The organism is Curtobacterium sp. NPDC089185 (assembly GCF_040685235.1).
GTDB classification, from domain to species: domain Bacteria; phylum Actinomycetota; class Actinomycetes; order Actinomycetales; family Microbacteriaceae; genus Curtobacterium; species Curtobacterium citri.
This window is the reverse complement of sequence record NZ_JBFBHK010000027.1, coordinates 1-24,471: the sequence shown is the minus strand read 5'-3', so window position 1 is coordinate 24,471 and position 24,471 is coordinate 1. Positions and strand designations below refer to the sequence as shown.

At 73.7% G+C, this 24,471-nt stretch carries 26 protein-coding genes and 1 tRNA gene; 19 read left to right on the top strand and 8 right to left on the bottom strand.

Annotated features, from left to right (window positions below; all coding sequences use genetic code 11):
- Window positions 1–161: 161 nt before the first annotated feature.
- From AB0N84_RS15860 to AB0N84_RS15850, 3 genes are read left to right on the top strand one after another with little or no spacing between them, the layout of a single operon-like run.
- Window positions 162–1,232, top strand: a complete 1,071-nt coding sequence (locus AB0N84_RS15860; RefSeq protein WP_069713445.1) for an LLM class flavin-dependent oxidoreductase — start codon at window positions 162–164, stop codon at window positions 1,230–1,232.
- A complete protein-coding gene (locus AB0N84_RS15855; RefSeq protein WP_182046998.1) occupies window positions 1,232–2,542 on the top strand; it encodes a PLP-dependent transferase in 1,311 nt (436 codons plus the stop codon). Before AB0N84_RS15860 ends, AB0N84_RS15855 begins: the two co-directional genes overlap by 1 nt.
- A 56-nt stretch (window positions 2,543–2,598) precedes the next feature.
- Window positions 2,599–3,531 carry a 4-(cytidine 5'-diphospho)-2-C-methyl-D-erythritol kinase gene (locus AB0N84_RS15850; protein ID WP_182046997.1) on the top strand — a complete coding sequence of 311 codons (933 nt, stop codon included), beginning with the start codon at window positions 2,599–2,601 and terminating at the stop codon, window positions 3,529–3,531.
- Between the two features lie 35 nt (window positions 3,532–3,566).
- Here the strand turns inward: AB0N84_RS15850 and AB0N84_RS15845 are convergent, their stop codons facing one another.
- Window positions 3,567–5,195 (bottom strand): glycosyltransferase family 39 protein, encoded by a 1,629-nt coding sequence (locus tag AB0N84_RS15845; protein WP_363548059.1) that lies wholly within the window; start codon window positions 5,193–5,195, stop codon window positions 3,567–3,569.
- A 91-nt stretch (window positions 5,196–5,286) separates the two neighbouring features.
- On the opposite strand from AB0N84_RS15845, the gene AB0N84_RS15840 reads away from it, so the two are divergent.
- Genes AB0N84_RS15840 through AB0N84_RS15820 form a run of 5 tightly spaced genes read left to right on the top strand, consistent with a single transcriptional unit; the run spans window position 5,287 to window position 9,520 of the window.
- Window positions 5,287–5,700: a TOBE domain-containing protein gene (locus AB0N84_RS15840; protein ID WP_182046995.1), complete on the top strand. Its 414-nt coding sequence runs from the start codon at window positions 5,287–5,289 to the stop codon at window positions 5,698–5,700.
- Window positions 5,697–6,773 carry a ThiF family adenylyltransferase gene (locus AB0N84_RS15835; RefSeq protein ID WP_182046994.1) on the top strand — a complete coding sequence of 359 codons (1,077 nt, stop codon included), beginning with the start codon at window positions 5,697–5,699 and terminating at the stop codon, window positions 6,771–6,773. Before AB0N84_RS15840 ends, AB0N84_RS15835 begins: the two co-directional genes overlap by 4 nt.
- Before the next feature lie 25 nt (window positions 6,774–6,798).
- Window positions 6,799–7,638 carry a molybdate ABC transporter substrate-binding protein gene (modA, locus tag AB0N84_RS15830; RefSeq protein ID WP_363548055.1) on the top strand — a complete coding sequence of 280 codons (840 nt, stop codon included), beginning with the start codon at window positions 6,799–6,801 and terminating at the stop codon, window positions 7,636–7,638.
- Window positions 7,639–7,640: 2 nt separating this feature from the next.
- Window positions 7,641–8,489, top strand: coding sequence for an ABC transporter permease (locus AB0N84_RS15825; RefSeq protein WP_363548052.1), 849 nt, complete (start codon window positions 7,641–7,643; stop codon window positions 8,487–8,489).
- A complete protein-coding gene (locus AB0N84_RS15820; RefSeq protein ID WP_363548049.1) occupies window positions 8,486–9,520 on the top strand; it encodes an ABC transporter ATP-binding protein in 1,035 nt (344 codons plus the stop codon). The genes AB0N84_RS15825 and AB0N84_RS15820 overlap by 4 nt, the downstream gene beginning before the upstream one ends.
- Here AB0N84_RS15820 and AB0N84_RS15815 read toward each other — a convergent pair.
- From AB0N84_RS15815 to AB0N84_RS15805, 3 genes are read right to left on the bottom strand one after another with little or no spacing between them, the layout of a single operon-like run.
- Window positions 9,517–9,747: a MoaD/ThiS family protein gene (locus AB0N84_RS15815; protein WP_223246645.1), complete on the bottom strand. Its 231-nt coding sequence runs from the start codon at window positions 9,745–9,747 to the stop codon at window positions 9,517–9,519. The genes AB0N84_RS15820 and AB0N84_RS15815 overlap by 4 nt on opposite strands.
- Before the next feature lie 11 nt (window positions 9,748–9,758).
- The gene (gene moaA, locus AB0N84_RS15810; protein WP_182046989.1) at window positions 9,759–10,838 is read right to left on the bottom strand and encodes a GTP 3',8-cyclase MoaA; all 1,080 of its coding nucleotides are present in this window, start codon (window positions 10,836–10,838) and stop codon (window positions 9,759–9,761) included.
- Window positions 10,839–10,848: 10 nt separating this feature from the next.
- Window positions 10,849–12,306, bottom strand: coding sequence for a glycosyltransferase family 87 protein (locus tag AB0N84_RS15805; protein ID WP_363548046.1), 1,458 nt, complete (start codon window positions 12,304–12,306; stop codon window positions 10,849–10,851).
- A 21-nt stretch (window positions 12,307–12,327) separates the two neighbouring features.
- Between AB0N84_RS15805 and AB0N84_RS15800 the strand changes: the two genes are divergently transcribed.
- The 4 genes from AB0N84_RS15800 to pheA are packed head-to-tail and all read left to right on the top strand — an operon-like array spanning window position 12,328 to window position 16,313.
- Window positions 12,328–13,788, top strand: coding sequence for a molybdopterin-dependent oxidoreductase (locus AB0N84_RS15800; RefSeq protein WP_289459595.1), 1,461 nt, complete (start codon window positions 12,328–12,330; stop codon window positions 13,786–13,788).
- Complete coding sequence (locus tag AB0N84_RS15795; protein WP_363548043.1) at window positions 13,785–14,240, top strand: hypothetical protein; 456 nt, start codon at window positions 13,785–13,787, stop codon at window positions 14,238–14,240. The genes AB0N84_RS15800 and AB0N84_RS15795 overlap by 4 nt, the downstream gene beginning before the upstream one ends.
- A 9-nt stretch (window positions 14,241–14,249) precedes the next feature.
- Window positions 14,250–15,347: a bifunctional helix-turn-helix transcriptional regulator/GNAT family N-acetyltransferase gene (locus AB0N84_RS15790; RefSeq protein ID WP_363548040.1), complete on the top strand. Its 1,098-nt coding sequence runs from the start codon at window positions 14,250–14,252 to the stop codon at window positions 15,345–15,347.
- Between the two features lie 9 nt (window positions 15,348–15,356).
- Entirely contained in the window at window positions 15,357–16,313 is a 957-nt protein-coding gene (gene pheA / locus AB0N84_RS15785; protein ID WP_069713436.1) for a prephenate dehydratase, read from the top strand.
- Between the two features lie 112 nt (window positions 16,314–16,425).
- On the opposite strand, the gene AB0N84_RS15780 is transcribed toward pheA, so the two are convergent.
- Window positions 16,426–17,508, bottom strand: a complete 1,083-nt coding sequence (locus AB0N84_RS15780; RefSeq protein ID WP_363548037.1) for a diacylglycerol kinase family protein — start codon at window positions 17,506–17,508, stop codon at window positions 16,426–16,428.
- A gap of 41 nt (window positions 17,509–17,549) precedes the next feature.
- Window positions 17,550–17,915: a VOC family protein gene (locus AB0N84_RS15775; RefSeq protein ID WP_289459599.1), complete on the bottom strand. Its 366-nt coding sequence runs from the start codon at window positions 17,913–17,915 to the stop codon at window positions 17,550–17,552.
- A 61-nt stretch (window positions 17,916–17,976) separates the two neighbouring features.
- On the opposite strand from AB0N84_RS15775, the gene AB0N84_RS15770 reads away from it, so the two are divergent.
- From AB0N84_RS15770 to AB0N84_RS15750, 5 genes are all read left to right on the top strand, one after another.
- Window positions 17,977–18,438 carry a MarR family transcriptional regulator gene (locus AB0N84_RS15770; protein ID WP_363548033.1) on the top strand — a complete coding sequence of 154 codons (462 nt, stop codon included), beginning with the start codon at window positions 17,977–17,979 and terminating at the stop codon, window positions 18,436–18,438.
- Window positions 18,439–18,512: 74 nt separating this feature from the next.
- Entirely contained in the window at window positions 18,513–19,781 is a 1,269-nt protein-coding gene (serS, locus tag AB0N84_RS15765) for a serine--tRNA ligase (protein ID WP_363548030.1), read from the top strand.
- Entirely contained in the window at window positions 19,778–20,716 is a 939-nt protein-coding gene (locus tag AB0N84_RS15760) for an HAD family hydrolase (protein ID WP_363548027.1), read from the top strand. The genes serS and AB0N84_RS15760 overlap by 4 nt, the downstream gene beginning before the upstream one ends.
- A 62-nt stretch (window positions 20,717–20,778) precedes the next feature.
- Window positions 20,779–20,863 (top strand) — tRNA-Ser (locus tag AB0N84_RS15755).
- A gap of 4 nt (window positions 20,864–20,867) precedes the next feature.
- Window positions 20,868–21,398, top strand: a complete 531-nt coding sequence (locus AB0N84_RS15750; RefSeq protein WP_069713609.1) for a GNAT family protein — start codon at window positions 20,868–20,870, stop codon at window positions 21,396–21,398.
- A gap of 150 nt (window positions 21,399–21,548) precedes the next feature.
- Here the strand turns inward: AB0N84_RS15750 and AB0N84_RS15745 are convergent, their stop codons facing one another.
- Together AB0N84_RS15745 and AB0N84_RS15740 are read right to left on the bottom strand one after the other, a co-directional pair.
- Window positions 21,549–21,872, bottom strand: coding sequence for a hypothetical protein (locus tag AB0N84_RS15745; protein ID WP_363548024.1), 324 nt, complete (start codon window positions 21,870–21,872; stop codon window positions 21,549–21,551).
- Between the two features lie 286 nt (window positions 21,873–22,158).
- Window positions 22,159–22,986, bottom strand: a complete 828-nt coding sequence (locus AB0N84_RS15740) for a LuxR C-terminal-related transcriptional regulator (RefSeq protein WP_363548022.1) — start codon at window positions 22,984–22,986, stop codon at window positions 22,159–22,161.
- A 111-nt stretch (window positions 22,987–23,097) separates the two neighbouring features.
- Here AB0N84_RS15740 and hxlB point away from each other — a divergent pair, with 111 nt between their 5' ends.
- Both hxlB and hxlA read left to right on the top strand, forming a co-directional pair.
- Window positions 23,098–23,670 carry a 6-phospho-3-hexuloisomerase gene (hxlB, locus tag AB0N84_RS15735; protein WP_363548019.1) on the top strand — a complete coding sequence of 191 codons (573 nt, stop codon included), beginning with the start codon at window positions 23,098–23,100 and terminating at the stop codon, window positions 23,668–23,670.
- A gap of 23 nt (window positions 23,671–23,693) precedes the next feature.
- Window positions 23,694–24,332 (top strand): 3-hexulose-6-phosphate synthase, encoded by a 639-nt coding sequence (hxlA, locus tag AB0N84_RS15730; protein WP_069713622.1) that lies wholly within the window; start codon window positions 23,694–23,696, stop codon window positions 24,330–24,332.
- The last annotated feature ends 139 nt before the right edge of the window (window positions 24,333–24,471 follow it).

Below are 24,471 nucleotides of genomic sequence, written 5' to 3'. Positions count from 1 at the left end.
CCCGCCGCTCTTCCGATTTGTGCGCGGGGCGCCCCCGCGTACCGGCGGGGACGGGGGGGGGGGGGGGGCGCCGCGCCCCCCCCCCCCCCCCCCGGCGGGGGGGGGGGGGGCGGCCCCGCCCCGCGCCTCCCGGCCGTCACGACACACCTGAGGAACCACTCGTGCGATTCGGATACTGGACCCCGCTCTTCGGCGGCTGGCTGCGCAACGTCGAGGACGAGGACATGCCCGTCACCTTCGACTACGTGAAGCGGCTGGCGCAGCGTGCCGAGCGGATCGGCTTCGACCTGACGCTCGTGCCGGAGCTCAACCTCAACGACATCAAGGGGACGGCCGCGCCGAGCCTCGAGGCGTGGGCGCTCGCGGCCGCGCTGGCCGCGACGACCGAGCGGCTCGAGATCATGGCCGCGATGCGTCCGGGCTACCACCTGCCGGCGGTGACGGCGAAGCAGGCCGCGACGATCGACGAGATCTCCTGTGGTCGGTTCACCTTCAACGTGGTGAGCGCGTGGTGGGCGGAGGAGGCCCGTCAGTACGGCGGCATCTTCTCCGAGCACGACGACCGCTACGCGCGGACCGAGGAGTTCGTCGCGATCCTCAAGGGCCTGTGGTCCGAGACGCCGTTCTCGTTCACGGGCGAGTACTACGACGTGCAGAACACGCACCTCGAGCCGAAGCCGCGCGTCACGCCGCGCATCTACGCTGGCGGCGAGAGCGAGGCGGGCAAGAGCTCGATCACCCGCTTCGCCGACGCGTACCTGACGCACGGCGGCACGGTCGACGAGCTCCGCACGAAGATCGACGAGATGAAGCGCCGTCGTGAGGACGCCGGCGCCGCCCCCTTCGAGGCCTTCGGCATGGCCGCGTACGTGATCGTCCGTGAGACGGAGGAGGAGGCGCAGGCCGAGCTGGCCCGCATCACCGACGTCCGGCACGGCAAGGCGTACGAGTCGTACCAGGACTTCATCTCGAAGTCGCAGCTCGAGCACGTGCCGTCGCTCGAGGACTACTCGGTGTCGAACCGCGGTCTGCGCCCCGGGTTCGTCGGCACGCCGCAGCAGGTCGCCGACCGCATCCGGGAGTTCGAGGACGCCGGGGTCGACACGCTCCTGCTGCAGTTCTCGCCGCAGGCCGAGGAGATGGAGCGTTTCGGCGAGCAGGTCATCCCGCTGGTGCGGCCGTCCGCCGGGGCCTCCGTCGGCGCGTCCGAGTCTGCCGAGCCGGTCGCCTGATGGCCGCCGAGGACGACTGGGCGTTCGAGACCCGGCAGATCCGCGCGGGCTACAAGGCCGATCCGGGCTTCGGCGCGAACGTGCCGCCGATCGCGCAGAGCGCGGCCTACGTCTACCCGTCCGGCGAGGACGCCGCGGCGCGGTTCATGCTCGACGCCCCGGGGCACACGTACACGCGCGTGAACAACCCGTCGGCGGCCGCGCTCGAGCGGCGCATCGCGGACCTCGAGGGGGGCGTCGGGGCGCTCGCGCTCGCGTCCGGGCAGGCGGCGACGTCGCTCGCCGTCCTCGGTGTCGCCCGTGCCGGTGACCACGTCGTGGCGTCGGCGTCGTTGTACGGCGCGACCTACACGCTCTTCGCGTCGACGCTGCGCGACCTCGGCATCACGTTCACGTTCGTGCAGGACCCGACCGACCTCGACGCGTGGCGCGCCGCGGTGCGTCCGGAGACGCGGGCCTTCTTCGGGGAGTCGATCCCGAACCCGCGCGGCGACGTGCTCGACTTCGCGGGGGTCGCCGGTGTGGCGCACGAGGCCGGCGTCCCGCTCATCGTCGACAACACCATCGCGACGCCGTACCTCGTCCGGCCGTTCGAGCACGGCGCGGACATCGTCGTGCACTCGGCGACGAAGTACCTCGCCGGGCACGGCAGCGCCATCGCGGGCGTCATCGTCGACAGCGGCAACTTCGACTGGGCCGCGCACCCGGAGAAGTACCCGCAGCTGACGAGCGTCGAGCACTCCGGGTTCGCCGGCACCGACTTCGCCGCGAAGTTCGGTCGGCGCGCGTTCATCCAGCGCACCCGCTCGAAGCTCTCCGCCGACCTCGGTCCCGCGATCGCGCCGTTCAACGCCTTCCTGGTGCTGCAGGGCATCCAGACCCTGTCGCTCCGCATGGACCGGCACGTGTCGAACGCCGCGACGGTGGCGACGTGGCTCGACGCCCACGAGCAGGTCCAGCACGTGCACTACGCGGGGCTGCCGTCCTCGCCGTGGCACCACCTGCAGCAGCGGTACGTGCCGAAGGGCCCGTCGGCGGTGCTCGCGTTCGACCTGGCCGGCGGCGTCGAGGCCGGTCGGCGCTTCGTCGCGGCGCTCGAGCTGTTCGACCACGTGTCGAACCTCGGCGACGTGCGGTCCCTCGTCGTGCACCCCGCGTCGACGACGCACGTGCAGATGACCCCGGAGGAGCGTGCCGCGGCCGGCGTCGGCGAGGGGCTCATCCGCCTGTCGATCGGCCTCGAGCACGTCGACGACATCCTCGCCGACCTCGCCCGGGGGTTCGCGGCCGCCGCACGGTCGGGCGCCTGACCCGGCGCGGACCCGTCGCGGGGAGGACCCGGCCGTGGGGAGGATAGGTTGGGAGCATGACCTCGCTGGCCGCACCGACCCGCGTGCGGGTGCGCGCTCCCGGCAAGATCAACGTGTACCTGTCGGTCGGCGCGCTGCAGGACGACGGCTACCACGACGTCGCCACCGCCTACCAGGCGGTGTCCCTGTACGAGGACGTCACCGCCGAGCCGGCCGACGACTTCTCGGTGCGCTTCACCGGGCCGATCGACACGAGCGCGGTGCCGACGGACGGCTCGAACCTCGCGATCCGGGCCGCCCGGCTGGTGGCCGAGGCCGCTGGGCACCGGGGTGGCGTCCGGCTCACGATCGACAAGCAGGTGCCCGTCGCCGGCGGCATGGGCGGGGGATCCGCCGACGCCGCCGCGACCCTGCTCGCCTGCGACACGCTCTGGGGCACGGCGCTCGGCCGCGACGAACTCCTGCGGCTGGCCGCCCGTCTCGGCGCCGACGTGCCGTTCGCCTTCGCCGGCGGGACCGCGGTCGGCACCGGGCGGGGCGACGAGCTCAGCCCGGCCCTGGCGAAGGGGGAGTTCCACTGGGTCCTCGCCCTGAGCGACTCCGGGCTCTCGACCCCGGCGGTCTACCGAGCTCTCGACGAGCACCGGGAGCGGTACCGTGCGGACATCCGGCCCGCGCCGACGACCCCGGTGGTCGAGGCGAACGTGCTGCAGGCCCTGCGCGCCGGTGACCCCGACCTGCTCGCGGACTGCCTGCACAACGACCTGCAGGCACCGGCGATGCGGCTGCAGCCAGCCCTGGCGACCACGCTCGAGGTCGGTGAGAAGGCCGGGGCCCTCGCCGGGCTCGTCTCCGGCAGCGGTCCGACGGTGGCGTTCCTGGTCGCCGACCGCGACGCCGCCCTGGAGCTCCAGGTCGAGCTCAGCGCGGCCGGGCTCGTGGCACTCCGGGCGACCGGCCCGGTGCACGGCGCGCGCGTCGTGCACTGACCGGCCGGGCCGTCAACGGTCCGGCCGTGGCGCGGTCAGCCGCGGACGTACTCCGTGATGACGACGCGGCCGGTCTTCCAGTGCTGCTCCGCGTGGAACCCGTTCTCGGCGAGGACGGAGGCGGTCTCGGGCTGGATGTTGCGCGCCTTCGGCGTCCCGCCGACGAACCACACCGTGTCGATGTCGCCGAGGCGGGCGGGGATCGTGGTCGCGAGGTCGCCGTTCTGGTTCCACAGCACGCCGGACTCGGCACCGTCCTTCCGGACCCCGAGGTCGGTCAGCCCGGTGAACGCCCAGGGGTAGGACACCCGGATGATCTCGGCGGTCGTGCCGGGGTGCCCGTAGACGCTGCCGAAGACGACACCGCCGTTCGCACCCGGGGTCGCGCTCCGCTCGGCCTCGATGATCGACGCGGCGTTCGCCCACGTCGAGTCCTGCTTCGAGCGGGGGGTCTTCACGTCGATCGCGCTCGGCACGCTGATGACGAGGAACACGGCCAGTGCCGCCGCCAGGACCGCCCGCGGCCGCACGAGCGTGATCGCGAGGGCGATGAGGAGTGCGACGAACGGCAGGCTGAGCGACGCGTACTTCGGCGAGTACAGGTGCTCGCCGAGCGCGGTGGCACCGACGAGCGCGGCGGTCGGCAGCAGGGCGAGGGGCAGGGCGACGCGGACGGCCTGGGCGCGCAGGACCGCGCGCACCGAGGGCGAGCGACGGTGGGCGGCCGCCAGGCCCACGACGGACCCGGTGACGAGCAGTGCCCACGCGACGGCGGCGTAGGAGTCGATGCCGCCGAACCACGACGTGGCGAACACCTGGGGGAAGGTCCGCTCGCTGATGCCGGTGATCCACCCGACCTGCTTCGACTGCGAGGCGACGACGAGCACGAGCGGGGAGACCACCACGGCTGCGGCGCCGGCGGCGACCACCCAGCGGACGAGCACGGCGCGCGGGAGGACCGGAACCCGTCCGTCCGCCCGCGACCGCTGCGCCAGGAGCGTCCAGCCGAGGGTCACCGCGTGCGCGACGACCGCCAGCGAGAGGTACACGTTGAACGTGACCGACAGCACGGCGAGCGCCCCGTACGCGACCCACCAGCGTCGGCCGGTACCCGCCCGGGTCCGCCGGACGGCCGTGATCCCGACGAGGGTCAGGCAGACGGCCAGCGTGGTGATCGTGGCGTAGGGACGGCCCTCGGACCCGGCCCACTGCACGCGGGGCAACGCCAGGAACACGAGCCCGGCGGTGATCCCCAGCCGACGCCCGCCGAGGCGCCGACCGAGGGCGACGACCAGTCCGGCCGCGACGCCGATCGCCAGGGCGCTCGGGAAGCGGAGGGTGAACGGCGTGTACCCCACGAGCCAGAACCAGGCGTGGATCAGCGCGTAGTACAGACCGTGCACCGCGTCGACGGTGTGGAGCTCGGCCCACAGCTGGGGCCAGCTCCGCTGCGCGCTCGTGACCGTGGCGGCCTCGTCGTACCAGAGCGAGGGGACCCAGGCGAAGAGGGCACCCGTGACCACGCCGAGCGCGCCGATCGTGAGCTCCGGCGTCCGCACGGCGGCGATCCGGGCCGCGGCGGACGCGGACCGGAGGCGGGTGCGGACCGGCGTCGCGCCGGCCGAGGCGGGGACACGGATCGTCCCGGTCTGGGGTGCAGTCACGCCCGCGACGGTACCGCCCGGGGCTGGGCGGGTGCCCCGTGCCGAGCGGGTCCTCCGTGAGAGTTCGCGATGCCGTAGGGTCACGGACACCATGACGACACTCCGCATCCGCGACGCCGCTCGGTACCTCGGCGTCAGCGACGACACCGTCCGGCGACTGGTGGAGGCCGGCACCCTGCCTCGCGCCGAGGACCCCGCCGGCCGGACCGTGGTCGAGGGACGGGACCTGGCAGCGTACGTCCGCGGGCGCGACAGCGGGCTCGACGACCCCTCCGGCGTCCGCAGCTCGGCGCGGAACCGCTTCGTCGGCATCGTCACCGACCTGGTCGTCGAGGGGGTCGTCGCCCAGGTCGAGCTGCAGGCCGGTCCGAACCGGGTGGTGTCGCTCATGACGGCCGAGGCGGTCCGGGACCTCGGGCTCGAGGTCGGCTCGGTCGCGGTGGCGTCGGTCAAGGCCACCATGGTGACGGTCGAGGTCCCCGATTCGCCCGAGCGCGCGAAGTGACCGCCGACGCTCCCGACCAGGCGTCGCTCGACGCCCGTCGCCGCACGACCTCCCGCACGGCCGCGCTCGACGGTGCCGGGCAGCGCGCCCTCGACGCCCTCGCCGCGGCACGGGTGCTCGTCGTCGGCGCCGGCGGACTCGGGGCGCCCGTGCTGACCTACCTGGCCGGCGCGGGACTCGGTCGCGTCACGATCGTCGACCACGACGTCGTCGACACCTCCAACCTCGCGCGGCAGACCCTCTTCTCGGCCGCCGACGTCGGTCGGCAGAAGGCCGTCTGCGCCGCCGAGCGGGTCCGCGGCGTCGACCCGGTCGTCGAGGTCGTCGCGCTGGCCGAACGCTTCCGGCCCGAGCACGTCGCCGGGCACGACGTCGTGGTCGACGCGGCGGACAGCGTCGAGGTCACCCGCGCCGTGTCGGACGCCTGCGCCGCCGCGGGGGTGCCGTTCGTGTGGGGGACGGCGCTCGGCTACGACGGGCAGGTCTCGGTCTTCCACGACGTGGCCGCGGAGCCGGTGGACTTCCACGACCTGCACCCCGAGGCGCTGCCCGACGAGGGCTCCTGCGCCGCGGACGGTGTGCTGCCCGCGCTCTGCGGGGCGGTCGGATCGGTGATGGCGGCCCAGGTGACCGCGCTCGTCGCCGGCCTGGGCGAGCCGCTGCTCGGCCGGGTGCTCACGGTGGACGCGCGCCGGTGGCGGTGGACCGAGAGTCCGCTGCGGCGCGGACCGGGATCGGTGCGTCCCGCGCTGCCGACCCTCGCCGAACCGCCCCGGATCGCCCCGGCGGAGCTCGCGCGGCGGATGCGGGAGGACGGCGACCGCGTGGTCCTCGTCGACGTCCGCACCGACGAGGAACGCGCGACCGGTGTCGTGCCGGGGTCCCGCACCCCGGACGCGCTCGACGCGGGGGACGGCAGCGCCGAGCTCGTCGTCGTCTGCGCGTCGGGTGTCCGCGCCACCGCATGGGCCCGGACCGCCGCTGCCGCACGCCCGAGCGGGGCCGCCCCGGTCGTCGTGCTCGACGGGGGGATCAGCGCCTGGCGGCGTGAGGGGCTCCCGACGGAGCAGTGACCGCAGGTGCGGCTACGATGAGCACGTGAAGCCGCTGCTGCGTTCCGCAACCCTCGCCCTCGTCGTGACCGTGGGTCTGACGCTCGCCGCCTGCTCGGCCGGATCGCCCTCCGGAGGAACGGCCGCGACCGGCAACGGTTCGCCGAGCAGCAGCGCGTCGCCGAACAGCAGCGCGTCCGGTGCCGCGCCGACCGGCACGATCACCGTGTTCGCGGCGGCGTCGCTCCAGCGCACCTTCACGGAGCTCGGGAAGCAGTACGAGCAGGACCACGCGGGCACGACGGTCCGGTTCTCGTTCGCGGGCTCGAGCGACCTCGTCTCCCAGATCACGAACGGCGCACCCGCCGACGTGTTCGCGTCCGCGGACGAGGCGAACATGGCGAAGCTCTCGACGACGGACCTCGCCAGCGGGTGGCCGCGGGACTTCGCCACGAACACGCTCGAGATCGCGGTCGCACCGGGCAACCCGGAACACATCCGCGGGCTGCGGGACCTGACCGCGAGCGGCGTGCAGGTCGTGACGTGCGCGGCCCCCGTGCCGTGCGGTGCGGCCACGGCGGAGGTCGAGCAGGCCGCCGGTGTCGAACTCCGCCCGGTGAGCGAGGAGCAGTCCGTGACCGACGTGCTCGGCAAGGTCGAGTCGGGCGAGGCGGACGCCGGCCTGGTGTACGTCACCGACGTCGAGGGGGCCGGCGGCGGGGTCGACGGCGTCCCCTTCGCCGAGTCCGCGAAGGCCGTGAACACGTACCCGATCGGCGTGCTCAAGGAGTCGACGAACCCGGAGCTCGCGACGTCCTTCGCGGCGTACGTCCGCTCCGACGCCGGGCGGAAGGTCCTCGCCGACGCGGGGTTCGGCGCCCCCTGACGATGCCCGCCCCGTTCACGCCACGGCGCACCCCGACCCGGGGCACCTCGACCCGGCGGACCCCGACCCCGCGCACCCCGGTGCCGTGGTGGCTGCCCGTGCCGGCCGTGGTCGGCGGCCTGTTCGTCGTCGTGCCCGTGCTCGCCATGGTCGGCCGCGTCGACTGGTCGTCCTTCGTCGCGCTCGTGACCTCGCCCGCCTCGACCACCGCGCTCGGGCTGAGCCTCGGCACCGCCGCCGCCGCGACCGGGGTGTCGTTCGTCCTCGGCTACCCGCTCGCCGTGCTCTTCGCCCGGTCGACCTCCCGCTGGGTGGGCGTGCTCCGTGCCCTCGTCCTGCTGCCGCTCGTGCTCCCGCCGGTCGTCGGGGGACTCGCGCTCCTGGCGGCCTTCGGACGGCTCGGCGTGCTCGGGGCGTTCCTCGACGAGCACGGCCTGCGCATCGCCTTCACGACCACGGCGGTCGTGATGGCGCAGGTGTTCGTCTCGATGCCCTTCCTGGTGTCGTCGATCGAGGGGGCGCTCCGCACCGGCGGGGGACGTGCCGAACGGGTCGCCGCGACGCTCGGTGCCGGTCCGACACGGACCTTCCTCACCGTGACGACACCGCGCGTGCTCCCCGGGATCACCTCGGGCCTGGTGCTCTGCGGTGCGCGCGCCCTCGGGGAGTTCGGTGCCACGCTCACCTTCGCCGGCAGCCTGGAGGGCGTCACGCGCACGCTCCCGCTCGAGGTGTACCTGCAGCGCGAGGTCGACCCGGACACAGCGGTCGCGCTCGCGCTCGTGCTGGTCGTGGTCGCCCTCGTCGTCATCGGCACGACCACCCTGCGGAACCGGCCGGTGATCGCGTGAGCGGGGGCACGGGCGGCCTCGACGCCCACGTCGTCGTGCCGTCACGGGGCGTCGACGTCCGCCTGACCATCGGCCCGGCAGAGTGCGTCGCCCTGGTCGGCCCGAACGGGGCCGGCAAGTCGACGGTGGTCGAGGCCCTCGCGGGGCTCCTCGGCACCCGCGACGGCAGCGTCGTGCTGGCCGGCCGCGACCTCACCACCGTGCCCACGCACCGCCGACGCGTCGGCCTGGTCGCGCAGCGCCCCGACCTGTTCGCGCACCGGTCGGTCGCCGGCAACGTCGCCTTCGGTCCGCGGGCCACGGGTGCGAGCGGCCGGGAGGCGCGACTCCGGTCCGCCGCGGCCCTCGCCGCCGTCGGTGCGTCCGGTCTGGCCGACCGGTCGCCGGACACGCTGTCCGGCGGTCAGGCCCAGCGCGTCGCCGTCGCCCGGGCGCTCGCCACCGACCCGGCGCTCCTGCTCCTCGACGAACCGACCACGGCGCTCGACGTCGACGCCCGCGCCGAGGTCCGCGACGCCCTCCGCACCGCGCGGTCCGGCCGACCGACGCTCCTGGTCACGCACGACCCCCTCGAGGCCGTCGCGCTCGCCGACCGCATCGTCGTGCTGCAGGACGGCGGCGTCGTCGAGGAGGGCCCCACCGACACCGTCCTCCGACGACCGCGCACGCCGTTCTCGGCGTCCTTCTCGGGTCTGGTGCTCGTCCCGGGGACCGCCACCGCGACCGGGATCGCGCCCGACGGCGGGGGCGAGCTGCCCTCCGCGGCGCACACCGTGCCTCCCGGCCGGGCAGCCGTCGCCGCACTCCACCCGACGGCCGCCGTGATCAGCCGTGACGGTGCCGGGCTGGCGCGCGTCGTGACCGTGGTCGAGCCGCGGGACGGCCTCGTCCGGGTGCGCGCCGGCGACCTCGTGGTGGACGTGACCGTCGCGACCGCTGCCGGCGTCGGACTCGCGCCCGGCCTGCCGGTGCGCATCGCGGTCGACGCGGACGAGGTCAGCGTCTACGAGCCCGCCGGTGCGACGACCTAGCCCCCGGCGAAGGGCGGCATGACGTCGACGGTCGCGACGCCCGCCAGCGGCGTCGAGCGGTCACGGGTGGTCACGCCGTCCACCAGGTAGGAGCACCGCTCCTGCAGGGCCGTCCACCGGTCGGTGTCCGTCGCCGGGACGCGCTGCAGGGCGTCGTCGAGGGTCGCGGCGTCGACCGTGACCTCGTCCTGTCCGACGGCCGCACGGGCCGCCGCGAAGAACCGCATCGTCGTCACCGTCATCCTCCGATCGCGCTCATGCCGCGGGCGGGGTGCACGATGCCGTCCGCGTCGTCGCCGTGGTCGCGGGGCTTCGCCCACATCGCCCGCCGCCAGGTCTCGAGCAGGACGTCGTCGTCCGCGCCGGCGCGCAGGGGTCCGAGCAGGTCGACCTCGTCGTCCGAGAACAGGCAGGAGCGCACGTGCCCCTCCGCCGTCAGGCGCGTGCGGGTGCAGTCGGCGCAGAACGACTCGGTGATGCTCGCGATGATGCCGACGGTGCCGAGCAGCGTGCCGTCGAGGGTGCTGACGCGGTAGCGCTCGGCCGGGGCGCCGTCCCGCGGTGCCTCGTCCGGCTCGAGCCGGAAGCGCTCGCCGAGCACGGCGCGGGTCTCCTCGGCCGTGACCATGGTGGCGCCGTCCCAGGCGTGGCCGGGGTCGAGCGGCATCTGCTCGATGAAGCGGAGCTCGTGGCCGCGCTCGAGGCACCAGGCGAGCAGGTCGACCGCCAGGTGGTCGTTGATCCCGCGGAGCAGGACGGCGTTCACCTTCACCCCGAGGCCCGCGTCCGCCGCCGCGGCGATGCCCTCGAGCACGCGGTCGAGGAACGGGCGGCGGGTGACCTCGGCGAAGACGTCCGGGTCGACGGTGTCGAGCGAGACGTTCACGCGGCGGAGACCGGCGTCCGCCAGGGCCTGTGCCCGGTTCGCCAGGCCGATCGCGTTCGTGGTGATCGACAGCTCGACGTCGTGCGCGGAGCAGCGGCGGACGATGTCGACCAGGTCGGCGCGCAGGAGGGGCTCGCCGCCGGTGAAGCGGACCTTCCGGACGCCGAGCGTGTCCGCGGCGAGGCCGACCAGCCGCTCGATCTCGGCGGCGGTCATGAGCGCGTCCGAGGGGATCACCGGGAGGCCCTCGGCCGGCATGCAGTAGGTGCAGCGGAGGTTGCAGCGCTCGGTGAGCGACACGCGCAGGTCGACGGCGCGACGGGCGAACCGGTCGACCAGCCCGGGGTCGTCCCCGGGTCGGGGAGGCAGGGCCGGCGACTCGCTGCGCACCCGGCGCAGCAGGCCGGTCGAGGGCAGGATCCGCGCCGTCATCCCGGTGATGCTACCCCGCGTCGACGCGGTCGCGGCTGCGGGGGTCCACGGACCGCCACCCGCGGGGGTCGAGTCGCCGTCCCCACCGGAGCCAGTCGTCGCGGCGGGTGCGGACGAGCGTGACCACGAGGATGACGAGCACCGCGGCCAGGAGCCACCAGCGGAAGGCGGGCGCCGACGGCCACACCCCGCGCAGGGCGATCGCGAGGTTCAGGGCCATCCACTCCCAGCGGCCGGAGAGCACCACGAACGGGATGAGCAGCAGCGCGTACCAGGGGTAGCGCGGGGTGACGGCGAGGAACGTCACGCCGATCATCAACACCTCGGCGGACCACGGACGGGCCGGGTCGGCCAGGCGCCAGGACACCAGGGCGGCGAGGAGCACGATCAGCCCGACGACGACGGTCGCCGCGTCGCCCGGGACGACGGACGACACGAGGGCGAACCGGGAGCCGTCCTCGTAGCCCTCCTCGGACAGGTACCCGGGCAGGTACCCGAGCACCTTCGGGCCGGTGGTGATCACGTAGGGGACGTAGAGCAGGGCGAAGACGCCGATGCCGACCGGGACCGCCCACCAGTGCCGCCACCGGTTCAGGAGGGGTGGGTACACGATCGCGGGGATGAGCTTCGTCGCGGTCGCCGCACCGAGTGCGATCCCGCCCCACACCGGCCGGCCGAAGGCGACGAGCACGACGCCCGCGGTGGCGAGTGCGGCACCGACGACGTCGACGTGCGAGTTCGTGACCGCCTCGGAGGCGACCAGGGGCGACCACGCCCAGAGCGCGGCCCACCAGGTCGGACGGCCGATGCGGCGGAGCACCATCACCAGGCCGACGGTGACGCCGAGCGACACGAGGAGCCCGGCGACCTGGAACGGCATGTACTGGGCGGTCGCGGGCACGAACGCCCGCACCCCGGCGAACCACAGCTGCGCCATCGGCGGGTAGATGGTGACGACGTCGGGCCGGTTGATCGCCACGCAGTGCCCGTCGGCGCCGTCGCCGAGGCCGCGCATCCGCGGTTCGAGGGGCTTGCACGTGCCGTCGATCTTGTCCGGGAAGAGCCAGTCCGGGCGCAGGTCGGCGAGCGCGTTCGACTGCGGTGTGTATGCGTACGGTGATGTACCGGCGTGCTGTACGATCCCGTCCCAGGCGTACCGGGCAGAGTCGGTGCTGGTGTTCGGCGGACCGACGAGCGCCGCGATCCCGACCACGACCGCACCGCCCAGGACGATCCGGGTCGTCCACCCACGGGGCACGAAGCGCAGCGCGACGACCGCCCCGGCGAAGACCGCCCAAGCGATCAGCGTCCAGGCAACGAATGGTGCACGATGACCGGCACGGAGGAACCCCAGATGCGTGATGCCGAAGGCGATGACGCCCGCCAGCGCCACCACGCCGACGACGGACAGGACGGTCGACACGACCGCGGTCGTCGGGACGGAGGCGGCGCGCGGTCGTCTGCTCATGGTTCCCCGAGGCTACCGATCGTGCGACGGGTCCTGCTGGACGCACGGGCGACCATGGCGTCCCCGAACCGGAACGCCCGGTCGGCCGTCGTCTGGGGTCGGCTGCTCGGCATCGCGTTCGTCGTCTGCTTCGGCACCGGCGTCTACAGCCACCTCCTGCAGGACCCGCTGCCCGGGATGCGCTTCCCGACGCGTCCGGCGCAGCTGTACCAGTTCACACAGGGCCTGCACATCACCGCGGGCATCGCGATCATCCCGCTGCTGCTCGCGAAGCTGAACGTCGTCATGCCCGCGCTGGCGCAGGTCCCGCCCGTGCGCGGGGTGCTCCACCTGCTCGAGCGGCTGTCGATCGCCGTGCTCGTGTCGGCCTCGATCGTGCAGGTCGGCACCGGGCTGCTCAACACGTACCAGTGGTACCCGTTCCCGTTCCCGTTCCGGCAGACCCACAACGCGATGGCGTACGTCATCATCGGGTCGCTCGTCGTGCACATCGCGTCGAAGCTGCCCGTGATCACGCGCTACTGGCGAGCGCGGGACGCGTACGACGCCGAGGGGCGGTTCGTCGCGGACCCGACGGTGGGCAGCGAGCTGCTGCCGGACGGCCGGGAGGCCCGCCCCGCGGTGGGCGAGCGCGCCGCGGCCGCGCAGACGGCCGGCTCGTACCCCCGTGGCCTGACCGGCCGCCTGCTCCGGTGGGTGGACGGCCCGGCTGCGCCGGCTGCGCCGGCGGGCGCTCCCGAGACTCGGGCTGACGGACAGTTTCGCGGTCCCGAGACCGCGGATCCGTCCGCGGAGCCGAGGGTCGCGGACGGTACCGGCGGGGCGGGGGCGGGGCGTGCCTCCCGGCCGGGGCAGGCGGACCCCGCGACCAGCGGGCCGCGCCAGCGGATCGCCCGACGCGGGTTCGTGGCGGCCGTCACCGCCGCGACCGTCGGGGTCGTCGCCCTGACCGCGGGGCAGTCGAACCGGCTGCTCGAACCGCTCAACGTGTTCGGGGCGCGCCAGCGGCACGTCGGTCCCCAGACCCTCCCGGTGAACCGGACCGCGCGCGCCGCCGGGGTCCTCGCGACCGCCACCGCCGCCGACTGGACGCTCACCGTCGTCGGGAAGGACGTCACGCGGACGTTCTCGCGCGCCGAGCTCGTCGCCCTCGGGACCGCGACCGCCGACCTGCCGATCTCGTGCGTCGAGGGGTGGAGCCAGACGGCCTCGTGGCGGGGCGTCCGGATGCGCGACCTGCTCGCCTCGGTGCAGGCGGAGCCGGAGACGCCGGTGCGGATCACGAGCCTCGAGCAGAGCGGCGGCTACCGCGTGACCGAGATGGGTGCGGAGTACGTCGCCGACCCGACGACGCTCCTGGCGCTCGAGGTGAACGGGCAGACGCTCGACCTGGACCACGGGTTCCCCGCCCGGGTGATCGCACCCGGTCGGCCCGGCGTGCTGCAGACGAAGTGGATCGGGAAGATCGAGGTGATCCGGTGAGGGCCACGAGGATCGTGCTCGTCGTGCTGGGCGTGCTCGTCATGGCGTTCGGTGCGTACGTGCTCGTCACGACCGTCCGACCGAACCGCATCGGGGGGCTGGCGACGTGGCTGCTCGCCGCGGTCGTGCTGCACGACGCGGTGCTCTCGCCGTTCGTCGTCGCCGTCGGGCTCCTGCTGCGCCGGGCGGGGCGGCGGCTCGGCGTGGGTGTCCTGGTCGTCGTGCAGGCCGCCGTGGTGCTCGGGAGCGTGCTCGCGCTCGTCGTCCTGCCCGAGATCGCCGCCAAGCACCACGGGCAGAAGAACCCCACCGTGCTGCCGTTCGACTACACGACGCGACTGCTCGTGGTCGAGGGGGTGCTGCTCGCCGTGGTGGTCGTCGCCCTCGTCGTCGGTGTCGTCCGCGCCCGGCGGTCCCCACGACCACTGGTTGCAGCGACAACCAATGGGTAGCATGGGCGCATGACCGACGAGACGCCGTGGCTCACCCGCGACCAACTGCGGGCGTGGATGAAGCTCGTCGCCGTCATGGAGCTCCTGCCCGCGGCGCTCGACCAGCAGCTGCAGCGCGACGCCGACCTGACGCACTTCGACTACATGGTGGTCGCCATGCTGTCCGAGACGGACGGCCGGACCCTGCGGATGTCGGCGCTCGCCGCTGCCACGAACGCGTCGCTGCCGCGGCTGTCGCACGTGGTGTCGCGCCTCGAGAAGCGCGGGCTCGTCACGCGCTGCCCGTCCGTCGACGACCGCCGCGCCACCGACGTCCGGCTGACGGACGCCGGGTACGACGCCATCGTCGCCGCGGCCCCGGACCACGTCCGCACCGCACGCCGCTTCGTCATCGACGCGCTCGACGACGACCAGGTCGGCCAGCTCGACGGCATCACCCGTGCGCTGCTCGAGCGACTCGACCCCGAGGGGCGCTTCGCCGCGCTCACCTACCCGCGGGAGGAGGACGACCCGGCGCTGTGCGAGGCGCGGCTGACGGGTGCGGAGGCCGGGGCCGCGGGTGCCGGGCCGGCGGGCGGTGCCGCGGCGGGCCCGACGGGGGTGCTGTTCCGCGAGGTGACCGCCGACGACACCGCGCTGCTGCGGCACGCGACACTCGCCGCGATGAACTGGCAGGCGCCGACCTTCACCGACGCCGAGCTCGACCGTCCGGACTTCGCCCACTACTCCGCCGACTTCGACCCGTCGCGCGACCACGGCGTCGTCGCGGTGGACGGCGACGGACCGGTCGGGGTCGCCTGGGTGCGCTTCCTGTCCGCCGACGACCCGGGCTACGGCTTCGTGTCCGAGGACGTCCCGGAGCTGACGCTCGCCGTCGAACCGCGCGGGCGGGGTCGCGGGATCGGCACGGCGCTGCTGACCCGTCTGCTCGCCGCGGGGCGGACGGCGGGGTGGCCCGGCGTGAGCCTCAGCGTCGAGGACGGCAACACCGGCGCGCGCATCCTCTACGAGCGCGTCGGCTTCCGGACCGTCGGGCGGAACGGTGACTCGGACACCATGCTCGTGCGCTTCCGACCCGCACCGGGTGGAGCGCTGGTACACCAGTAGGCTCGGCGCATGACCGACCGTGCCACGCCGTCCGACACGTACTCCTACCTCGGACCCGCCGGCACCTTCACCGAGGCGGCGCTCAAGCTCGTCGAGGCGGCGGCCGGCAAGCCGTGGCGCAGCGTCAACAACGTCGGCGAGGCGCTCGACGACGTCGTGAGCGGCCGCTCGGTCGGTGCGGTCATCGCGATCGAGAACAGCGTCGACGGCGGGGTCAGCGCGACCCAGGACGCCCTCGCCCGGATCCCCGGCGTGCGGATCGTGGGCGAGTACCTCGTGCCGGTGGACTTCGTGCTGGTCGCCCGGCACGGCACCGCGCTCGCCGACGTCCGGACCGTGAACGCCCACCCCGTGGCGTACGCGCAGACGCACCGGTGGCTCGAGCGGAACCTCCGCGGGCACGGGCACATCCCGGCATCGTCGAACGTCGCGGCCGCGACCGCGCTCCTCGACGAGCACCCCGTCGCCGATGCCGCGGTGGCACCGCCGGGCATCACCGACCACCACGACCTGGCGGTGCTCGCGTCGTCGATCGGGGACAACGCCTCGGCCGTGACCCGCTTCGTGCTCGTGTCCCGCACGCTCGCGATCCCGGAGCGCACGGGCGCGGACAAGACGAGCGTCATCGTCGAGCTGCCGAGCGAACACCCGGGCGCCCTGGTCGACATGCTCGAGCAGTTCGCGACCCGGGGCATCAACATGGGGCTGCTGTCGTCGCGCCCGATCGGCGACGAGCTCGGCCGCTACCGGTTCGTCATCGACCTCGACGGGCACGTGCGGGACGAGCGGGTGGCCGACGCGCTGCTGGGCCTCCGGCGCTTCAGCCCGCGCGTGACGTTCCTCGGCTCGTACCCGCGGGCCGACGGCTTCCGCCCCGAGGTCTCCGCGCGCTACTCGGACGAGGCGTTCGTCGAGGCGCGCGACTGGCTCCGCGCCATCGTCTCCGGCGAGCCCGACCCGGCCTGACGGTGGCCGGTCGCTGGGCGCAGCTGCCACGGGACGCAAGGAAGGCGGTGCCTCGCAGCGGGATGACGCTGCGAGGAACCGCCTTCGTTGCGTGTTGCGAGGAAGGGACGGCTCAGCTGTGCTCGGCCTCGACCCGGCGCGTCGCCCGCGTCTGGTCGTCGGGACCGGCGACGCGCACGGTCAGGCCTCCGGCGTCGATCCGTGCCTTGAACGCGACGACCTCGCCCACGGGGTCGCCGTCGATCTCGAACTCGTCCGGCCGCTCCAGGCGTGCGACGAACTCCTGGCCGCGGATGTAGCGCAGCGGGCGTTCCTCGCGGGCGGCGGTGGTGATGCGCTTGCCGACCGCGGTCTGGCCCATCTTCGAGCGGCGGAACGAGCGCAGGATCGCGTTCTCCCAGAGCATGCGGGCGGCGATGCGGACCCAGCCGAAGAAGCCGCGCGGCCGCATCACGACGATGTCGAACACGCCGTCGTCGATCTCGGCGTCGGGCAGCAGGGTCGCACCGGCCTGCAGCATGCCGCAGTTGCCGACGATCAGGGAGTGCGCGCGGACGGACTGGTTGCTCTCACCGTCGAGCTTGTACTTGAACTCGAACGCGTCGGCGTCGCGGAGGGACCGGACCAGTGAGTCGACGTAGGCGAGCCAGCCGACCTTCTTCTTGAGCTCCGGCTTGGTGTTCGCCAGCATGCGGGCGTCGAGCCCGAGACCGGCCATCACGAGGAAGCCGTGCTGCTCGCGGTCGCCGCCCGCACGCTCGATCTCGAGCTCACCGAAGTCGATCGCCCGGTCCTCGCCGCGGAAGATCGTCCGGACGCTCGCGCCGAGGTCGTCGATCGGCGCGGGGATGTTGCGGGCGAGCAGGTTGCCCGTGCCGCTCGGCAGCAGGGCGAGCGTGGCGCCGGAGCCGTGCACGACCTCGGCGACCGCGCGGACGGTGCCGTCGCCACCGGCCGCGGCGACGACGTCGGCCCCGGCCTCGAGCGCGGCCTTCGCCATCCCGCCGCCCGGGTCCTCCTCCGAGGTCTCGAACCAGAGCGTCTCGGCCCAGCCGGCCTCCTGCTCGTGCTTCGCGACGGTGCTCTTCAGGGTCTCCAGGTGCACCTTGACCGGGTTGTAGACGACGGCGGCCGTCCGTTGCTCGGTCGGGAGGGCGTCCTGGTCCGCGGGCGCGGTCTCCGATGGGGTCGACATGCCGCTGACGTTACCGATGTGCGCCTGCGAAGGGACGCCCCTCAGCGCCGGTCGTGCAGCGTCACCGGGTAGCCGTCCGGATCGGCGAACGTGAACGTGCGGCCGAAGGGCCCGTCGAACGGCTCGGTGACGATCGTGTGGCCGTCCGCCACGAGTGCGTCGTGGACCGCCTGGACGTCGGTCGCGTGGAACCAGAGCGCGACGCCGAGCGCCGGCTGCCCGGCGGTCAGGTCGGTCCCCGGCACGAGGTCGCGGAGCGCGAACGCGATCGGCTCGGTCTGGAAGACGACGGCGTGCGGCGGGCCGGCGGGGGAGCGGACGAGTCCGAGGTACCGCTCGTAGAACGCCTGCGAGACGTCGAGGTCGCGGACCTGCAGCGAGGTGAAGTCGATCCCGGTGGCGGGCATGGTGTGCTCCTTCTATTGATGTCAGCTTCCTGACATGAGCAGTATGTGTCAGACTCCTGACATGCGTCAAGAGCGGATCGACCTCGACAGCTCGGTCGGCTACGTCCTGAAGGAGGCAGCGAGCGCCCTGCGGCTCGCGATGGAGGACGCCCTCCGCCCGCTCGGCATGACGATCACGCACTACTCGTGCCTGGAACTCCTCGCGCAGCGTCCCGGTCTGTCCAACTCCGAGCTGGCCCGGGGCACCTTCGTGACCCGGCAGTCGATGAACACGCTCCTGCAGCAGCTCGAACGCGACGGCATCGTCAGCCGTCCGGCCACCCCGACCTCGGGCCGTGTCCTGCCGACGACCCTCACCGACGCCGGCCGACGGCAGCGCGAGCAGGCGAGTGCCGCCGTCCGCGCGGTCGAGCTGCGGATGACCCGGGACCTCGACGAGGCGGGACGCGCAGCGGCGTTCCGTCTGCTCCGCGGGATGGTCGCCGCCCTGCGCGACCATCCGCCCGTCGACGTCACCGACTGACGGACGGGAGGCCCGTGGCGGGCCCGCCACGGGCCTCCCGTCCGGTGGTCACACGGTCCCTCTAGGATGATCCGGTGATCGATCTCCAGCTCCTGCGCGACCACCCGGACGTCATCAAGGCCTCGCAGGAGGCGCGCGGCGCCTCCGTGTCCGTCGTCGACGACGCGGTCGCCGCGGACACCGCCCGGCGCGGCGCGATCACCGCGTTCGAGGCCCTCCGGGCGGAGCAGAACGCCTTCGGCAAGACCGTCGCGAAGGCCCCGAAGGACGAGAAGGCCGCCCTCGTGCAGCAGGCGCAGGCCCTCGCCGCGAAGGTGAAGGACGCCCAGGCCGAGGTCACCTCGGCGGAGGAGGCGTTCGACCGTGTCGTCCGCTCGATCCCGAACGTGGTGTTGCCGGACGTGCCGAAGGGCGGCGAGGACGACTTCGTCACGCTCCGCACGGTCGGCTCGAAGCCCGAGTTCGACTTCGAGCCGAAGGACCACGCCGACCTCGGCGAGCACCTCGGCATCATCGACATCCCGCGCGGCGTGAAGGTCTCCGGGTCGCGCTTCTACTTCCTGCGGGGTCTCGGCGCGCGGCTCGAGATCGCGCTCATGAACCTCGGCCTCGACCGCGCGATCGAGCACGGCTTCGAGCCGCTCATCACCCCGACGCTCGTGCGTCCGGAGACGATGGCCGGCACCGGCTTCCTCGGCGAGCACGCGGCCGAGGTCTACCGGCTCGAGGCCGACGACCTGTACCTCACCGGCACGAGCGAGGTCGCCCTCGCCGGGTTCCACGCCGACGAGATCCTGTCGTTCCCGGAGTCGGGCGAGGGCATCCGCTACGCCGGCTGGTCGACCTGCTACCGGCGCGAGGCCGGTTCGGCGGGCAAGGACAACCGCGGCATCCTCCGCGTGCACCAGTTCAACAAGCTCGAGATGTTTGCGTACGTGCTGCCCGAGCAGGCCGAGGCGGAGCACCAGCGCCTCGTCGCGATGCAGGAGTCGATGATGCAGGACCTCGGTCTGCACTACCGCGTCATCGACGTCGCCGGCGGGGACCTCGGCACGAGTGCCGCGCGGAAGTACGACATCGAGGCGTGGGTCCCGACGCAGGGCACGTTCCGCGAGCTCACCTCGACCTCGAACTGCACGACGTTCCAGGCCCGCCGTCTCGACACCCGGTACCGGACGGAGACCGGCAAGACGGCGCCGGTCGCCACCCTGAACGGCACGCTCGCGACCACCCGGTGGATCGTCGCGATCCTCGAGACCCACCAGCAGGCCGACGGGTCGGTGGTGGTGCCCGAGGTGCTCCGTCCGTACCTGGGCGGCGTCGAGGTGATCGAGCCCCGATGAGCGCGCACGAGCGGTTCGTCGACGGGTCGGCGCAGGGCGGGTCGTCGGCGACCGGGACTGCTGCGACCGGGACTGCTGCGACCGGCACTGCTGCGTCCGGCGCTGCTGCGGCCGACACGGCTGCTGTGCCGGCGCGGACGAAGCGGTGGCTCGTCGCGCTCGACGTCGACGGCACGACCATGCGCGAGGACGGCGTCATCACCGACACCGTGATCGCCGCGGTGCAGGACGCCGAGGCCGCCGGGCACGAGGTCATGCTCTCCACCGGCCGCAGCGAGTCGATGACGATCCCGCTCCTGGAGCGGCTCGGCATCCGCTCGAAGTACGTCGTCTGCGCGAACGGCGCGCTCACGCTGGCCCGCCGCGAGGACGGGTCGTACGAGCGCGTCCACGTCGAGCGCTTCGACCCGAGCGACGTCCTGCAGGTCATCCACGGTGCCCTGGCGAACGCTGCCTTCGGCGTCGAGGACGAGACCGGCCACTTCCTGCTCTCCGGGAACTTCCCCGACGACACCATGACCGTCGCCGGCGAGCACGTGGAGTTCGAGCAGCTGCTCGGCACCGAGGCCACCCGTGTGGTCGTCATCTCGCCCGGCCACGACACCGAGGACTTCCTGCAGGTCGTCGAGCGCATGGGCCTGTCGAAGGTGTCGTACTCGGTCGGCTGGACCTCGTGGCTCGACATCGCTCCCGAGGGCGTGACGAAGGCCACCGCGATGGAGCGCGTCCGCGAGTGGCTCGACATCCCGCGGTCCCGCGTGCTCGCGGCCGGAGACGGGCGCAACGACATCGACATGCTGCGCTGGGCGTCGACCTCCGGCCGCGGCGTCGTCATGGGGCAGGCACCGGACGACGTGGTCGAGGCCGGCAACGAGCTCACCGGCGGGGTCACCGACGACGGCCTGGCGGCCGCCCTCGACACGCTCCCGCGCTGACGGCCAGGAGGCCCGGTAGACTTCCCGGGACGCGGTCACGTCTCGCCACGTGGTCGCGTCACGGAGGGTTGTCCGAGTGGCCGATGGAGCCTGTCTTGAAAACAGGTGGGCAGCGATGTCTCGTGGGTTCGAATCCCACACCCTCCGCACGATGAGCGCCGGGACCCGCATCCGCCTGGTCGAGCTCGCGGACGCCGCCGAGCTCGCCGCGGTCGTCAGCGCGAGCGCCGACCACCTGCGGCCGTGGGAGCCCACGCGACCGGAGTCCTACTTCACCGAGGCCGGTCAGCGCGCGACGATCGGCTCGCTGCTCGCGGCCGCACAGAACGGCGGGAGCGTGCCGTTCGTGATCGTCGGCGACGACGACGAGCTGCTCGGCCGGATCACCCTGAGCGGTGTGACCCGCGGTGCCCTGCAGTCCTGCGCGCTCGGCTACTGGGTCCGTGCGGACCGGGTGCGCCAGGGGCACGCGACGCGGGCGGTGGGTCTCGCCGTGCGCCACGCGTTCCGGGAGCTCGGGCTGCACCGGGTGCAGGCGGAGACCCTGCCGGAGAACGCGGCCTCGCAGCGGGCGCTCGCGCGCAACGGGTTCGAGCGGTACGGCTTCGCGCCGCGGTACATCCGCATCGCGGGGGAGTGGCGCGACCACGTCATGTTCCAGGTGCTCGCGCCGGACGCCTGACGCGGGGGCTGGGGCGGCGGCTGCCCGCTGCCCGCTGCCCGCTGCACAACGGGGGGCACATCGCGCCGTGCAATGACGTGGTGCGAAGTGCTTCCCGTTGTGCGCGACCGCGTCGAACCACGATCCCGACGTCGAGCCGGTGCGCGCTCGTCAGGGGGTGTACGGGGCGTCCGGCCACGGCACGACGAGCGCACCGCCGGTGAGTGCGAGCGAGCACGCGAGCCCGACCCCGGAGCCGATCACGAGCCCGAGGACCGCGAACCGCGCCGCCGACGCCGTCCGGTGGCGAGCGAGCTGCGCGGCCATCAGCAGCAGGAGGAACCCCACCACGTGGCCGACGACGAGACCGACGAGTCCGAGGGGGATGCCGGGGTTCGCTCCCGATCCGTCGGGGGTCGCGCCGCGGGTGGCCTCCTCCGATGCCAGGAACAGCCACAGCCACGAGCCGGCACCGCCGAGGACGCCGAGCCCCACGGTCACCCAGTAGAGCGCGACCCAGCCCGGTCGCGTCTACCCCGACCGTTCGTCAGCACCGACCGTCGCCCCCGCTGTCATCGGGGCAGCGTAGCGCGCCGCTCCGCGCTCCGCGCTGCACAACGGGGAGCACGTCGCGCCATGGAACCACGTGGCGCGAGGTGCTTCCCGTTGTGCGGGACCGCGTCGAACCGCGATCCCGACGTCGAACCAGGGCGGGGTGCTGGTTCGGTGTCGGATCCGTGGTTCGACGGCGTCCGGCACGCCCGACGCCAGCGGGCAGTGCTCAGGGGCGGGCGCCGAGCGCGGCGAGCTCCGCCCGGGTCCGGGCACCGTGCTTCCGGAGCAGGTTCGCCACGTGGTACTTCACCGTGTTCGGGCTGATCCCCAGCCCCTCGGCGATCTCCCGGTTCCCGACACCGGTCACGACCAGCCGCAGGACGTCGCGCTCCCGCTCGGTGAGCCCGGTGTCCTCGGGCACGTCGACGGCCCCGGGTGCCGGGTCGAGGGGGAGCGAGATGTCGAGCGTCGAGCCCCACCCGGGCGTGGAGTCCACGTGCATGGTCCCGTCGAGGGCGACGACCCGCTCGGCGATCGGGCGCACGGCGTCGTCGTGGGTGTCGAGGGTGCCGCCGCCGTCGTCGCGCAGCTGCATGAGCAGGTTCCGTCCGTCGCAGTCCCACTGGATCCGGACGCGTCGGGCCACCCCGTCGTCGACCAGGGCGAGCACGGCCGTGCGGACGATGGCGCGGGCGCTGTGGGCGACGTCTCCGGGGAGCGCCCGGCCCGTCGCCGGAGGCTCCACGAACTGCACGTCGAGGTCGCCGAACCGGACGAGCGGGCGCAGGTCGGCTCGGAGCCGCGAGAACGCGCCGGCGACCGGTTCGAGCAGGGTGCTCCGCTGGCGGTCGGTGACCGTCCGCAGTTCGACCAGCGCCGCGGAGGCGATCTCGACGGCCTCGGCGCGTGCGGCGGCGTCGGACAGGCGGGTCGAGCGGAGCGCGGCGAGGACCGACTCGAGCGTCAGCGCGTGCCGGTCGGCCTGTTCCGCGACGGTCCGGGCGTGCTCGGACGCCGCGATCCGGCTGCCGTGTGCGTGCTCGTCGGTTCCCACGGGGCACGAACCTACCCGTCCCACCCGGACGGACGGTCCCGTCCGATCGGGTGGGGGGACCGCCTGGGCGGGCAGCGGCGCACCCAGGCGAGGGCGAGCACGATCGTCGTCATGGCCAACACCACCGTGGGAGACGCCCTCGACCTGATCGGCGGCGAGCTCCAGGACCTGATCGCCACGGTCCGCGCAGCCGACCAGGCCCCCGCCGAGCGCGCACTCGACCTGCTCGCCGACGCCGACCGGGTGTTCGTCCACGGCGCCGGGCGCTCCGGACTCGCGCTGCGGATGACCGCGATGCGCCTCATGCACCTCGGCCTCGACGTGCACGTCGTCGGCGAGGTCACGACCCCGGCGATCCGGCAGGGCGACCTGCTCCTCGTCGCGAGTGGTTCGGGCACCACCGGCGGCATCGTGCAGGCAGCACGCACCGCGGCCGACGTCGGCGCACGGGTGCTCGCCGTGAGCACGACGGACCAGTCCCCGCTGTCCGAGGTCGCCGACACCACGCTCGTCCTGCCCGCCGCCACGAAGACGGACCGCTCCGGCACCGCCTCGGCGCAGTACGCGGGCGGTCTCTTCGAGCAGGGCGTCGCGCTGCTCGGGGACGCCCTGTTCCACGCCCTCTGGCAGCGCAGCGGGCACTCGGCCGACGACCTGTGGCCCCGCCACGCCAACCTCGAATGACCCACCACCGGAAGGACACCACCATGCAGCTCCAGTTCGCCATGGACACCCTGACCACCGAGGCCGCCCTCGACCTCGCCGGCAAGGCCGCGCCGTACGTCGACGTCATCGAGCTCGGCACCCCGCTCATCAAGAGCGCCGGCCTCTCCGCGATCACCGCCATCAAGGAGGCGCACCCGGACAAGGTCGTGTTCGCCGACCTCAAGACGATGGACGCCGGCGAGCTCGAGGCCGACATCGCCTTCAAGGCCGGCGCCGACCTCGTCACCGTGCTCGGTGTCGCGGGTGACTCGACCATCGCCGGCGCCGTCAAGGCCGCCAAGGCACACGGCAAGGGCATCGTCGTCGACCTGATCGGCGTGCCGGACAAGGCCGCCCGTGCGAAGGAGGTCGTCGCGCTCGGCGCCGAGTTCGTCGAGATGCACGCCGGTCTCGACGAGCAGGCCGAGGAGGGCTTCACCTTCGAGACGCTCCTCCGCGACGGCGAAGCCTCGGGCGTCCCGTTCTCGGTCGCCGGTGGCATCACCACCGACACCATCGGGTCGGTGCAGGCCTCCGGCGCCCGCATCGCGGTCGCCGGCAGCGCGATCTACAGCGCCGACGACGTGGCCGCCGCCGCGTCCGCGCTCCGCGACGCGATCTCGGAGTCGGCCTCGGCCTGATCTGCGGAACCGACTGACGGACTGGAGGCGGGGGGGGGGCGGGGGCCCCCCCCCCCCCCCCCCCCCGGGGGGGGGGGGGGGGGGGGGGGGCGGGGGGTGCCACCCGAGATGTAGAGGAAACCAATGAAAAAACAAAAAC